This is a genomic window from Velazquezella soli (genome assembly GCF_977018685.1).
The window spans coordinates 65,030-77,483 of the sequence record NZ_CDRNXF010000002.1 but is presented as its reverse complement, the minus strand read 5'-3'; the positions used below and the strand labels follow the sequence as shown (position 1 = coordinate 77,483).

Annotated in this window: 12 protein-coding genes; 9 read left to right on the top strand and 3 right to left on the bottom strand. The window is 57.2% G+C overall.

The annotated features are described in order from the left end of the window. The first annotated feature begins 80 nt into the window (after nucleotides 1-80). The 6 genes from AC0JZ8_RS02140 (at nucleotide 81) to AC0JZ8_RS02115 (ending at nucleotide 6,954) form a co-directional block, all read left to right on the top strand. The gene (locus AC0JZ8_RS02140; protein WP_471891566.1) at nucleotides 81-809 is read left to right on the top strand and encodes a FadR/GntR family transcriptional regulator; all 729 of its coding nucleotides are present in this window, start codon (nucleotides 81-83) and stop codon (nucleotides 807-809) included. Nucleotides 810-888: 79 nt separating this feature from the next. Next, nucleotides 889-1,794, top strand: a complete 906-nt coding sequence (gene kdgD / locus AC0JZ8_RS02135) for a 5-dehydro-4-deoxyglucarate dehydratase (RefSeq protein ID WP_471891565.1) — start codon at nucleotides 889-891, stop codon at nucleotides 1,792-1,794. A 71-nt stretch (nucleotides 1,795-1,865) separates the two neighbouring features. Beyond that, entirely contained in the window at nucleotides 1,866-3,374 is a 1,509-nt protein-coding gene (locus AC0JZ8_RS02130) for an ABC transporter substrate-binding protein (RefSeq protein ID WP_471891564.1), read from the top strand. Nucleotides 3,375-3,454: 80 nt separating this feature from the next. Beyond that, nucleotides 3,455-4,369: an ABC transporter permease gene (locus tag AC0JZ8_RS02125; RefSeq protein ID WP_471891563.1), complete on the top strand. Its 915-nt coding sequence runs from the start codon at nucleotides 3,455-3,457 to the stop codon at nucleotides 4,367-4,369. A 12-nt stretch (nucleotides 4,370-4,381) separates the two neighbouring features. Beyond that, on the top strand, nucleotides 4,382-5,299 hold the full coding sequence (locus AC0JZ8_RS02120; protein ID WP_471891562.1) for an ABC transporter permease: 918 nt from the start codon (nucleotides 4,382-4,384) through the stop codon (nucleotides 5,297-5,299). Beyond that, on the top strand, nucleotides 5,296-6,954 hold the full coding sequence (locus tag AC0JZ8_RS02115) for an ABC transporter ATP-binding protein (RefSeq protein ID WP_471891561.1): 1,659 nt from the start codon (nucleotides 5,296-5,298) through the stop codon (nucleotides 6,952-6,954). Before AC0JZ8_RS02120 ends, AC0JZ8_RS02115 begins: the two co-directional genes overlap by 4 nt. A gap of 89 nt (nucleotides 6,955-7,043) precedes the next feature. Here the strand turns inward: AC0JZ8_RS02115 and AC0JZ8_RS02110 are convergent, their stop codons facing one another. Further along, a complete protein-coding gene (locus AC0JZ8_RS02110; protein ID WP_471891560.1) occupies nucleotides 7,044-8,984 on the bottom strand; it encodes a methyl-accepting chemotaxis protein in 1,941 nt (646 codons plus the stop codon). A 285-nt stretch (nucleotides 8,985-9,269) separates the two neighbouring features. On the opposite strand from AC0JZ8_RS02110, the gene AC0JZ8_RS02105 reads away from it, so the two are divergent. Both AC0JZ8_RS02105 and AC0JZ8_RS02100 read left to right on the top strand, forming a co-directional pair. Further along, nucleotides 9,270-9,689: a cold-shock protein gene (locus tag AC0JZ8_RS02105; protein WP_471891559.1), complete on the top strand. Its 420-nt coding sequence runs from the start codon at nucleotides 9,270-9,272 to the stop codon at nucleotides 9,687-9,689. Between the two features lie 16 nt (nucleotides 9,690-9,705). Further along, nucleotides 9,706-9,882: a hypothetical protein gene (locus AC0JZ8_RS02100; RefSeq protein WP_471891558.1), complete on the top strand. Its 177-nt coding sequence runs from the start codon at nucleotides 9,706-9,708 to the stop codon at nucleotides 9,880-9,882. Between the two features lie 193 nt (nucleotides 9,883-10,075). Here the strand turns inward: AC0JZ8_RS02100 and AC0JZ8_RS02095 are convergent, their stop codons facing one another. Beyond that, complete coding sequence (locus tag AC0JZ8_RS02095) at nucleotides 10,076-10,549, bottom strand: SRPBCC family protein (RefSeq protein ID WP_471891557.1); 474 nt, start codon at nucleotides 10,547-10,549, stop codon at nucleotides 10,076-10,078. A gap of 39 nt (nucleotides 10,550-10,588) precedes the next feature. Then, nucleotides 10,589-11,458 (bottom strand): SDR family oxidoreductase, encoded by an 870-nt coding sequence (locus tag AC0JZ8_RS02090; protein ID WP_471891556.1) that lies wholly within the window; start codon nucleotides 11,456-11,458, stop codon nucleotides 10,589-10,591. Between the two features lie 105 nt (nucleotides 11,459-11,563). Between AC0JZ8_RS02090 and AC0JZ8_RS02085 the strand changes: the two genes are divergently transcribed. Then, nucleotides 11,564-12,454 (top strand): LysR family transcriptional regulator, encoded by an 891-nt coding sequence (locus AC0JZ8_RS02085; RefSeq protein WP_471891555.1) that lies wholly within the window; start codon nucleotides 11,564-11,566, stop codon nucleotides 12,452-12,454.

Genomic DNA, 12,454 nt, shown 5'->3' with positions numbered 1-12,454 from the left:
ATATGACAAATAAGAACAAGTCGTGCTCGCGCTGGACCTGTGCTATTTGTTTAGCCGCTGGTGTAATGCGAAGGATCGATATGGGCTGGGTCCAAAAACACGGAATACGCCGATCTCTTGCATCGGGCGTCGTCGATGCAATCAGAGTTCAGATAGACGACGGATACTTTGCAATCGGCGACAAACTGCCTACGGAGGCGGCGCTGATCGCCAGGTTCGGACATAGCCGAACGGTTATACGAGAGGCGCTCGCCGAACTGCGGGCAGACGGGCTTGTCGAGTCGCGACAAGGGTCGGGAGTTTTCGTCACTGGCCTTTCACAGGTGGACACGATCGCGGGTCTCTTTACCGAAGAAACCGACAGGATTTCCGACATAATCGAGGAACTCGAATTACGTATCGGAATTGAAGTAGAGGCCGCAGGCCTTGCTGCATCGCGCAGTTCGCCTGCCCAGGAGGCAGAAATACATAGCCAGGTCGAGCGATTTGGCGCGCTTGTGGCGAGTTCCATGCCGACGGACGAGGCTGACTTCGCATTCCATGTCGCGGTTGCCAGCGCCACGAACAACGCGCGCTTTCGCACGTTTTTGGAGCATGTCGGGCGTCGAATGATCCCACGCGTAAAGTTTCGGAAGGTGATGGGTGGGCTGGATCCTCTGCCCAGCCGTGACGAGTCTATTTGGGAAGAGCACAGGAGCATTGCCGATGCAATTGCAGCACGCGATCCTGAGCTCGCACGCGACGCAATGCGGAAGCATCTCGTGACCGGCATAAAGCGCTATCGAGCATTAGCTGCTCGCCGCCCTTAGGACATATGACAACACGCGTTGACTTGTATTTTTAGTTGTCATATGACTTTCTCTCGGTACATTACTAGGAGGAAGTCTGTTGTCGCCTAATGAACTGAAAGCCCGCGTGGGTTCTGGCCTTTTGTCGTTCCCCGTTACGCATTTCGATCCGGACTACAAGCTCAACCTCAATAGCTACCGGCGTCACGTTGAATGGTTGTCTGGCTTTGGCGCGGCCGCTCTCTTCTCTGCTGGCGGTACAGGAGAATTCTTCTCTCTTACTCCGCAAGAAGTCGGTCTCGTTACGGAAGCCGCCAAGGATGTCTCAGGAGATGTGCCAATTATCGCGGGTTGCGGCTATGGTACTGCTCTCTCAATAGAGACGGCGCGCATCGTGGAAAAGGTTGGCGCAGACGGCCTTTTGCTGCTGCCCCATTATCTGACCGAAGCTCCACAGGACGGCATCTTCGCCCATGTGAAAGCCGTCTGCGACTCTACGGACCTCGGCGTCATCCTTTACAATCGTGCAAACTCCGTGGCGAACGCCGATACGGTTGCCAGGCTTGCGGACGCTTGCCCGAACCTCATCGGCTTTAAGGACGGAACAGGTAGGGTCGACTTGGTTCGCCATGTCACAGCAAAGCTCGGCGATCGACTTTGCTATATCGGCGGAATGCCGACACATGAACTCTTCGCCGAGGGCTTCAACGGCGTCGGTGTGACGACGTACTCGTCGGCAGTTTTCAATTTCGTCCCGCAACTTGCTATTCGTTTCTACAATGCGATGCGCAGCAACGACAGCGCGACGATGGAGAGCATACTTCACACATTCTTTTTTCCATTCGCGGAGTTGCGAGATCGGAAAGCGGGATATCCGGTTTCCATCATAAAGGCGGGCGTGGATCTGGTTGGATACACGCCGGGTCCGGTCCGGCCGCCATTGGTCGATCTCACCGGAGATGAAAAGGAAATTCTCAGAGGACTTATCGAGGCCGTGTCGGCCTGAGAACGATGATGGTTCGACATGCCTAAAGGGCATTCATATCGAATGGTCACTATTCACTTGGGAGGAGTGCAATGACAATGAGATACAATTTGATGCTGGCAAGCGCCGTAGCCGTCGCCGTTCTGGCCGGCCAAGCCGGTGCTCAGAACACGAACGAGATCAAGATCGTGCTGCCTGAGCAGCCTGCTAATCTTGAGCCTTGTGGCACGATCATCACCAATGTCGGCCAAATTCTAAGCCGTAACGTTGTAGAGCCGCTTACTGTGATCGACGCGGCAACCGGCCAAGCCACTCCTGCACTCGCGACCGAGTGGAGCCAGATCGATCCAAACACCTGGCGTTTCAAGCTGCGTGAAGGCGTCAAGTTTCAGGACGGTGAAGCGTTCAATGCAGCCGCGGTAAAATACTCTATCGAACGCATGACCGGCGGCAAGGTGACTTGCAGCAACATTGCAAAATTCGGCGATTCCAAGCTTACCGTCACGGCAACCGACGAACTGACGATAGAGGTCAAGTCAGACAAGCCGCAGCCGATCCTACCGACACTGCTCAGTGTCGTCATGGTTGTCTCGCCGAAAACACCGGCTGACAAGGCGGTCAATGATCCTGTCGGTACGGGGCCATTCAAGCTGACGAGTTTCTCACCCCAAACTGTGGTTCTTGACGCGTTCGACGGCTATTGGGGCAAGAAGCCCGCGTTTACCAAGGCAAGCTACGTGTGGCGTCAGGAATCATCGATCCGAGCTGCGATGGTAGAGACTGGAGAAGCGGATCTGACGCCTTCGATCGCCATTCAGGATGCGACCACGCCGGAGACTGATTTTGCCTATTTGAACTCGGAAACCACTGCCTTGCGCATCGACACCGGCTTTGCGCCACTCGATGACGTTCGTGTCCGCAAAGCGTTGAACCTTGCCATCGACTGGGATGGACTTGCGCAGCTCTTCGGAGACGACATCAAGCGCGCCTCTCAGATGGCGGTGACCGGCATTAACGGTCATGACGACAAGCTTGCTTCCTGGACTTACGACGCGGCGCAGGCGTCCGCACTGGTGGCAGAGGCGAAGGCAGCAGGCGTGCCGGTCGAGACCGAAATAGAGCTCATCGGCCGCAATGGCATTTATCCGAACGGCTCGGAAGCTATGGAAGCCATGGCGGCGATGTGGCAAGAAGCCGGCCTCAACGTCAAGCTTACCATGCTCGATGTGAACGACTGGCTGCGCTATCTGCAAAAGCCGTTCCCGGAAGGACGCGGACCAAACCTTTTGCAGATGATGCACGACAACAACAAGGGCGATGCTGCCTTCACGATCCCGATCTTCTACACCTCGGCAGGCAGCTACTCGACAGTCAAGGATGCCGCGCTCGACGCCCAAGTCGCCGACGCACTCGCGGCAACTGGCGACGACCGTACGACGAAGTTCAAGGCAATCTTTAACAAAGCGCATGACGAACTCGTGCTGGATATCCCGATGTTCCACATGATCGGTTACACCCGCGTCGGTAAGCGTCTCGACTGGAAGCCGGATATCTCGACCAACAGCGAGATCCCCCTTGCCAATATCGGCCTGAAAAACTGACGGGTCACGCCAGTAAATCGAGCGCCTGACCATGGTGTCTGGCGCTCGCACTCCATCCAGTAAAATCAAGGGTATGCGCGATGTTCGCTTATATAGGGCGGCGAGCTTATCACAGTGTCATCTCGGTGATCGGTCTGCTGACGCTCGTCTTTTTCCTCACGCGGCTTACGGGCGATCCTTCAGCCCTCTACCTGCCTCTCGACTCCAGCCTCGAAGCCCGCCAGGCGTTCGCAAAGTTGAATGGCCTCGACCAGCCTATCTATTTGCAGTTCCTTCAGTACCTAAGCAACCTCTTGTCACTGGATTTCGGTCAATCTCTGCGCCAGAACCGCTCCGCGCTTGAAGTGGCGCTTGAGGCCTTTCCGGCAACGCTGCAACTCGCCCTCATCGCAATGACGCTTTCGACAGGCCTGGCGATTTTTATCGGAGCGATGGCGGCCGCGCGTCCGGGAAGCCTTTTCGACCGTGTCGCCGGAGTCGTGTCGCTGGCGGGTGCCAGCACACCTGATTTCTGGATCGCAATCGTCGGCATCCTTGTTTTCTCTGTTGGACTTGGTCTCTTCCCAACGTCAGGAACTGGAACGGCCCTTCACTGGATCATGCCGATTGCAGTGCTGATGCTGCGTCCATTCGGCCTTCTCGTACAGGTCGTACGCGGCACAATGATTTCGGCACTTGCCTCACCTTACATCAAGACTGCTCATGCCAAAGGCATGAAGCGGCGTAAGATCATCTTCGGTCATGCACTTCGCAATTCGCTCCTGCCGGTCATCACCGTCGCCGGTGACCTTATGACAGGTCTGGTAAACGGTGCAGTCGTGGTTGAAACGATCTTCGGATGGCCTGGCATCGGCAAGCTCATGATCGATTCGATTATCCAGCGCGATTTTGCGGTAGTTCAGTCGACGATCCTGGTAACGGCGATCGCCATCTTCGTCGTCAACATCGCGATCGACCTTCTTTATGTCGCACTCGATCCACGCATCCGCTACTGAGGGAGGACGACCATGACCGATACGACAGTCGTTTCTACAAAGTCGCCCGGGAACCTGCACCAGCTCGCGATCTATCTAACGCGCGACAAGCTGGCACTTTGTGCCGCGATCTTCCTGTTCATTCTTATCGTATGCGTGCTGTTCGGCCCGCTGCTGGTCGGTGATATGGCCGGCAAGCTTGGCCTCAGACAACGCAACCTCGCGCCCTTTTCTCTGGATCAGGGATTCATCTACATTCTAGGCGCGGATACCCTCGGCCGGCCGATACTTGCGAGGCTCATTGTTGGTGCCCAGACGACGCTCGCCATAGCGGCGGCCGCTGTGTGCTGCTCTATGTTTGTGGGTGGCGCTCTTGGATTGATCGCAGGTTATTCGGAACGTTGGTACAGCCACGTCATCTTGCGTCTTGCCGATGTCATCATGAGTTTTCCCTCGCTGCTGCTGGCCTTGATCGTGCTTTATACGCTTGGTCCCAGCATGACGAATTTGGTGATCGTCCTTGCCATCACTCGCATGCCGGTCTTCATCCGAACGGCACGCGCTGAAGTGCTGGAACTGCGCGAGCGTATGTTTGTCAGTGCCGCACTTTCGATGGGTGCAAGCAGCCGTCGCATCCTGTTCCGGCACATTGCGCCGCTGGTGCTGCCGACGCTGGTGACAATCGCTGCGATAGATTTCGCCACCGTCATCCTGGCAGAATCTTCGTTGAGCTTTCTCGGTCTCGGCATCCAGCCGCCGAACTTCACTTGGGGAGCGATGGTTGCGAATGGCCGCGGTTACCTCTCGACCGCGTGGTGGATCGCCTTTTGGCCGGGCCTTGCAATTCTCCTCACTACCTTGTCCTTGAATATACTGGCGAGCTGGGCTCGTACCGTTGCCGATCCCTCCCAACGCTGGCGCCTGCAGTCGCTGCGAAAGGCGCCTCGATGACCCATTCGAAACCTATTCTCACGATCAACAATCTTACCGTCGATTTCTTGTCCGAAGGCGATCCCGTGAGAGCCGTGGACAACGTGTCGTTCAACGTATGTCCTGGCGAGACACTCGTGATCCTTGGCGAAAGCGGCTCTGGCAAGAGCGTCAGCACCGGTACGGTGATGGGGCTGATCGACTGCCCGCCGGGCGATATCGTCGCCGGATCGCTGGTGTTCGACGGCAACGACATCTCGCGTCTTAGCAACGAGCATAGGCGTAAGCTTAACGGCCAGCGCATTGCGATGATCTTTCAGGACCCCTTAGCATACCTCAATCCCGTGTTCACCGTTGGACGACAGATTGCTGAAGTGTTCGAGGCCCATGGGGAGGCCCAGACGGCCACAGTCCGCGATGAGGTTATCCGGTTGCTCGAACGCGTCGGCATACCAGACGCGAAAGACCGTATAGACTACTATCCGCACCAGTTTTCCGGCGGTCAGCGCCAGAGAGTTATGATCGCGATGGCGATCGCGCTAAAACCGGACATACTGATCGCTGACGAACCGACGACTGCCCTCGATGTCAGCGTGCAAGCGCAGATCCTTGAACTGTTGCGTGATCTGCAGCAGGAAACGGGAATGGCGCTGATAATGATCACGCATGATCTCGAGGTGGCGGCCGCGATGGCCGATCGGATCATCGTCATGAATGGCGGGAAGGTCGTGGAAAGCGGAGAGGCGAGGGAGGTATTCACCAATCCCGCGCACGCTTATACGAGGCGGCTAATGGCAGCCGTGCCGCATCTGGAGGACACAAATCGCCCCCAGCGTGAGGCTGTAGGCAAGGAAGTTTTGCTGAAAGTCGAGAACCTCAGCAAGCATTACCTCCTGGGTTCAGGCGCGCTCGCGTCCAAGCAGGAGTTTCGGGCAGTTGACGAGGTATCTTTCGTGCTCCACCGTGGAGAAACGGTAGGTATTGTCGGGGAGTCCGGGTCCGGAAAATCGAGCATAGCGCGCATGCTCCTGCGGCTGAATACACCGACCTCCGGTCGTGCACTCTTTGCAGGAGAGGACATATTCGAACTTGAGGGCAAGGCGCTAAACAGCTTTCGACGTCGTGTACAGATGGTGTTTCAGGACCCGTTTGGCTCGATGAATCCCCGCATGAATGTGCGACAGATCATCTCGGAGCCATGGGCTATCCACAAAGATATCCTCCCACGTGCCCGGTGGAGCGAACGCGTGGTGGAACTTCTGGAACTTGTTGGTTTAAAGGCCGAGCACGTTGATCGATATCCGCACCAGTTTTCCGGTGGTCAGCGTCAACGTATCGCAATAGCGAGAGCTCTCGCGAGCGAGCCCGAACTCATCGTCTGCGACGAGGCCGTTTCAGCTCTCGATGTGTCTATACAGATGCAAGTCATAGAACTTCTGGCCGATCTGCAGCGCACACTCGGGCTCTCATACATCTTCATCACGCATGATCTGCCGATCGTTCGAGCAATTGCAGACCGGATTCTTGTGATGCAGCGTGGAAAAGTGGTGGAAGAGAATGATGCCGTTTCACTGTTCTCTTCACCGAAGCACGACTACACACGCTTGCTTTTAAACGCGACCCCGAAGCCAAAATGGCTCGACCTCCCGTTGTCAGAAACGGTAAGGGGCGCTTGATCCACGCATGTTGCGTCACCAGCCCGGCAAGAGCCGCGGTATCGATTGATATCCGCGGCTTTGCTTTGCTGATCGCTGGAAGATGCGTCTCAGAATTCCTCCCACTCGTTGGCGGCTACAGCGGCATTGCCGGAGAAGGCAGTTGCTACCTTACGGCTCAGGGCACGGGCCGGCGAAGCAACGCGCTTTTCGTGGTGCTCCGAAGAGAGCACTGCCTGGGGCGGCGTATATCCACGTCGGCCGCCTCCACCCGACAGCTTGAACTGCGACAGGAGTTCGTTCAGCGAAGCTGCGTCGCGCGCCATTCCATGGCTTGCGGCAGTCTGTTCCTCGACCATTGCGGCGTTCTTTTGAGTGTCCTGGTCCATCGCGTTGACGGCGGTGTTTATTTGCTGAAGGCCGGACGATTGTTCCTGCGCGCTCTCGACGATTGCGCTGACATTGCGGTTGATCTCCTGGACTTCCGCAACGATCGTTTCCAGTGCGCGGCCGGTATCGCCAACCAGAAGTACGCCGTTCTGGACCTGTTGGTTGGACGCATTGATCAATGTCTTGATCTCTTTCGCAGCATTGGCAGAACGCTGAGCAAGTTCACGCACTTCCTGTGCGACGACCGCAAAACCCTTGCCGGCCTCCCCTGCGCGGGCGGCTTCGACACCGGCGTTCAGAGCGAGAAGGTTGGTCTGGAAGGCAATCTCATCAATCACCCCGATGATGTTGCCGATTTCGCCCGAAGACTTCTCGATCTGCTGCATAGCCCTGACAGCGTTCTGGACGACTTCACCGGACTTCTCGGCGCCCTGGCGGGTGCGGGCAACGAGAGAGCCGGCTTCCTGAGCGCGCTTGGCGGCGTCCTTGACGGTAGTGGTGATTTCTTCGAGCGCTGCTGCGGTCTCTTCCACCGATGCGGCCTGCTGTTCTGTCCGTTTGGCGAGATCATCGGCGGACGACTTGATTTCAGCGGAACCAGCCTCGATGCTGCGCGCATTCTCGGCAACATATTCAAGTGCCGACTGCAGCTTTGACGCAGATGCGTTGAAGTCGTTACGGACGCCGTCGAGCGCTGGCGTAAACGGCGTATCAACGCGGTATGACACGTTGCCTTCGGAAAGCTGGCTGAGCGCTCTGGCAAGGTTCTCTACGGCGAACTTCACGTCGGCAGCTTCTTGGCTTCTCAATGCTTCGCGCTCGACGCGTTCACGTTCAGAAAGACTGAGATTGTCGATTGCCTCCTGCTCAAGGCGAAGACGCTCCAGAGCGTTGTCGCGGAAAATGGCGACAGCCTCGGCCATCATACCAGTCTCGTCTTTGCGGCCCAGGCCATCGATCTCTGCGTCTGTATTGCCGGCAGCAAGCAAAGACATGCGTTCACGAAGGCGCGCCATCGGAGCGGTGACGCCTGTGTGGGCGATCGCCATGGCAATCCCAACAGCGACCACGATACCAATAAGCATTCCGATAAACGCTAGCTGGATCGTTGAGGAAACTTCCGCCGACAGTTGGTCACCGCCGTTCTTGATCATATCCGTCATTGCTCCGTTGTTTGCACCAAACTTGGGAGACAATTCGATGACGATTTTGTCGAGATCGCCTGCAAGCGCAGTAACCTTAGCAGTGTCGCCGGCGGCATGAGCCTTCAACAGAAGGTCGCCGATGGCTGCCAGCTTGTCGATATCGAGGAGAAGTTCTTGCACCGCAGCATGACGGCTAGGAACGAGCCCTGGGACCTGCTCCAGACGACTGCGAGCTCCTGCAAGCTCCTTGCCGAAACGCTCAGAAAGATTTGCAAAAGCCGCCGACTGCGGGGCCTGAGCCAGCGCGCGACTGAGCCAGGTTGTGGCTGTCCAAGTGGCTGCTGCGCCGCGAGGGACAAACGCCGCAGCGGTGCTCTCCTTATGAAGGAAGCTGGAATAGGACTGGTTGGCCGCGCTGAACCGCTGCGTGACAAACAACAGGCCAGCGAGGGAAATGACGCCGAGGATGGCAATTGCCATCAGGAACTTGGTCTTGATCTTCAGATTTTTAAGCATGGAGGACCTTCGCAGGGAAAGGAATGAGCGCAGCGGGGAGAAAGGAGACAGGAGCCGTCGTAGACGGCGCGCATCATGCGCGTAAAAGGATCTGATCGATCTCGGTGTCCTGGCGGGAAGGTAAGAGAGTTCTTATAAGAAAAGATTACGGAGGCTTTGTTGAGTTCTGTTTTTCCGTGATAATACTCTACAGCCTGGTCTTTCGCTCCGCGTTGAACGTCAAATCGGCATAGGTCAGCGCATGATTGGGGCAATTAGAAATGGTTGACCCGCTTATGATGTGGAATGCGATACTCACGATCGACGTGGCGCCGTAGCTCAGACCTCCCGGTGCGCCGATCGCGCCGCATTCATAGAAGGCAGCTGCAAAAACGCCGTAACTCTGCTGAGATAGGAAAACAATGTATGCCAACAGGAACGGTTAAGTGGTTCAGCGCGGCCAAGGGGTTCGGGTTCATCACCCCTGACGATGGCACTGCGGACGTATTCTTGCATGTCTCAAAGGTTGAGGAGGCCAGTCTTCCGACCTTGGAGAACGGCATTGCTCTTCGGTATTCCATTGGCTCGCGGAACGGGAAAGTCTTTGCAGAAGGCCTCTCAGTCATTTCCAAGCCAAAGGCACCTCGACGGGAACCTGAACCGGATAATGCAACTTCAACTTTCGAGACAGAATTCGAGAAGGAGTGGGGTCTTCGACGGCGATAGCGGTCATGGAGCGCTAATGGAGCAGGCCAGCCGTGATTGCCTGTCCAACGATCGTCAATTGCAGGATCGGATTGCCTCGCTCGAACCTCTCCTCTACCAGCTCAAGCTGCTCGAGTCGGTCGACAATTTCCTCAGAAAAAGCTCGCTTCACCAGCGACTTAATTTTCGCGAGCACAACGATCTCTTACACTGAGCGGACGGCCGAATCTAAAAATAGCAAAGCGGATCCTTAGTCTTAGCCGTCTATACCCCAAAGCCGCTGAGTTGTGGGTTGATATCGCATCAAGGCGGGTTAGACTCGCCCTGAGGTGAGCATGGGACTGGCCCTGTAAAAGGCTGGGGCGCCTCTCACGAGGCCGCCCGATTGGTTTTGATGATGGCAGAAATCAGAGCTTGCCCTCTGCCAAGAGCTCGCGGGTCTGTTTGAGCGTAGACAGCAGGGCCGATCTGTATCCCTTGTAGCTATCGAACTGCTCCTGTTCGGCCTGCTCTTCAGGTCCGCCAGGTTCTTTGCCGCGCAGCCCGAGGTAGCAGTAGAATTTCATCTGCAGCGCGCCGGCTTCATCCTCGAACAGTTCGTTGATGATGGCGCCCTCGCGAGGGCCGGTTGCCTGGAAGAACGTCACCTTGCTCTGCGGCTCCAAAGTGATGATTTCCCTGATGTCAGAGCCCGCGATCGTAGCTTCGCGAACGAAATGCGTCGCACTTTGCTCGACGACGTCGCAGCGGGTGCAGAGGCCGGGCGGAAGAAACAGCCGCGCGTCGCGCGCTTTTAGTTCAAGGCCTTTCCAGACTTGCTCTCGGGTGAGCGTGGTTTCGCCTTCAGGATTTACGGGAACAGTGGCGGTTGAATAGATCATGACGGGTGTCCTTGTTTCAAAATGGTGGGGCGGCTTGCATCAAGCAGCCGCTGCGGTTGCCTTGGCAAATTCGCGATAGGAGTGGAGTGGACGTCCGAGGAGTGTCGTCAGATGCTCGACGTCACCGTCTTCGGGCAGCATGCCGTCGGTCAGGAGCCGCTCGCCCATCATGCGCATATCGTAGGCCATCCAGGCAGGCATGAATTGCCTGAGGTTCTGCTCGAAGGCCGCCGTATCGCCGCCGCCGTAGTTGATCTGTCGGCCAAGAACGTCCGACCAGATAGCAGCGATGTCCGTGCCGGTGAGTGTATCAGGACCGACGAGGTTGATGCGATTGGTAGGAAGCGCTTGAGGCGCCTGTTCACGACGCAGCAGTTCGAGGGCGGCGATCTCCGCGATGTCACGCACATCGATCATGGCAAGGCCGTTGTCGCCGACCGGCATCGGGTAGACGCCGTAGCCTGTGATGACGTCCTTGATCGTTACGTCGTTCTGGATGAAGTAGGCCGGGCGTAGGATCGTAGCGGACATGCCCAACTGTTCGATCATCCGTTCCACAGCGAACTTGCCGGCGAAATGCGGAACGTTGACGTAGACATCGGCGTGGATCACCGACTGGTAGACGATCCGTTCGATGCCAGCCGAGCGTGCCAGGTTGAGGGCGATCAGAGCCTGGGTGAATTCGTCCGGTACGACAGCGTTGAGCAAAAAGAGCGTAGTGACGCCTTCGAATGCGCTGCGCAGTGAGTCTACATCTAGGAAGTCGCCCTTCACAACGGCAACGCCGGTCGGGAAGTTCGCCTTGGACGGATCGCGAACGAGCGCACGAACGTCGGCGCCTTTGTTGACAAGGTGCTGGATGACTTGCGCGCCGATATTGCCTGTGGCGCCGGTAACGAGAATGGTCATGGGAGTGTCTCCGGATTTGTTTGCTTGACACCCCGAATATGGATGGTTCACTGATGATCCGATAGATGACTAGTTTGGACACGCCGTCTCATAGGTGGAACAGTCATGGACTTGCTTGCTCTTGCCGATTTCAACCTTGTCGCCCGCCATGGCGGCTTTGGCAAAGCGGCCCGTGCCACCGGACGGCCGAAGGCAACACTGTCGCGACGCGTCACGGAATTGGAAGGCGCACTCCAGCTTCGGCTGTTCGAACGCGGCGCACGCACACTCATGCTCACGGAAGAAGGGCGGGCGCTGTACGAGCGAACCGCCATCCTGCTGACGGAGCTGGACGAGACTGCGGCGATGATCGCTTCCGGTGCGGAAAAGCCCCGTGGCCGATTGCGGATCAGTGCGCCGCTCCTCTTGTCGCAGACCGCCATGGGCAAGATCGCGGCAGGCTTCGCGCTGAAATACCCGGATGTCAGACTTGAGATCACCACGGAAGATCGCGCCGTCGACATGATCGAGGAAGGGTATGACCTTGTCATCCGCGTCAACCCGGCGCCTGACGAAAGCCTTGTCGGTCGAGCTTTTCTGCATGATCGCCTAGTTGTCGTCGCAGGTCCCGATCTCGCCCGACCCCAGGACGGTCAGTTAGTCCCGTGTGTCGTCCGGGGTGGGGGAAGCCAGGAGACCTGGACTGTCATGAACCCCAAAGGGCCTGCTAAGATCAGGGTCGATCCCGTCCTCGTCCTGTCGTCCCTCATCATGGTTCGCGACGCGGTAAGGGCAGGCGTCGGGGCCGCACGCCTGCCGATCTCGCTGGTGAGCCACGATATCGCTGATGGGACATTGCAGCACTTGGGCGACATCGAAAGATCCGAGATCGCGCTCTGGGCGCTCTACCCGTCGCGGCGTCTCCTGAGCGCGCGGGTCTCTGCCTTTCTCGATTTCCTGAAGCAGGCTTTTCCCAAGGGAACACCTGAAGAGCTGGCCGCCTATATCGGCGGGTGA

Coding starts and splice junctions, on each gene's coding strand:
- AC0JZ8_RS02125 (WP_471891563.1), top strand. CDS start 3,455: ATGTTCGCTTATATAGGGCGGCGAGCTTATCACAGTGTCATCTCGGTG.
- AC0JZ8_RS02110 (WP_471891560.1), bottom strand. CDS start 8,984: ATGCTTAAAAATCTGAAGATCAAGACCAAGTTCCTGATGGCAATTGCC.
- AC0JZ8_RS02105 (WP_471891559.1), top strand. CDS start 9,270: ATGCGATACTCACGATCGACGTGGCGCCGTAGCTCAGACCTCCCGGTG.
- AC0JZ8_RS02120 (WP_471891562.1), top strand. CDS start 4,382: ATGACCGATACGACAGTCGTTTCTACAAAGTCGCCCGGGAACCTGCAC.
- AC0JZ8_RS02140 (WP_471891566.1), top strand. CDS start 81: ATGGGCTGGGTCCAAAAACACGGAATACGCCGATCTCTTGCATCGGGC.
- AC0JZ8_RS02095 (WP_471891557.1), bottom strand. CDS start 10,549: ATGATCTATTCAACCGCCACTGTTCCCGTAAATCCTGAAGGCGAAACC.
- AC0JZ8_RS02115 (WP_471891561.1), top strand. CDS start 5,296: ATGACCCATTCGAAACCTATTCTCACGATCAACAATCTTACCGTCGAT.
- AC0JZ8_RS02100 (WP_471891558.1), top strand. CDS start 9,706: ATGGAGCAGGCCAGCCGTGATTGCCTGTCCAACGATCGTCAATTGCAG.
- AC0JZ8_RS02085 (WP_471891555.1), top strand. CDS start 11,564: ATGGACTTGCTTGCTCTTGCCGATTTCAACCTTGTCGCCCGCCATGGC.
- AC0JZ8_RS02130 (WP_471891564.1), top strand. CDS start 1,866: ATGACAATGAGATACAATTTGATGCTGGCAAGCGCCGTAGCCGTCGCC.
- AC0JZ8_RS02090 (WP_471891556.1), bottom strand. CDS start 11,458: ATGACCATTCTCGTTACCGGCGCCACAGGCAATATCGGCGCGCAAGTC.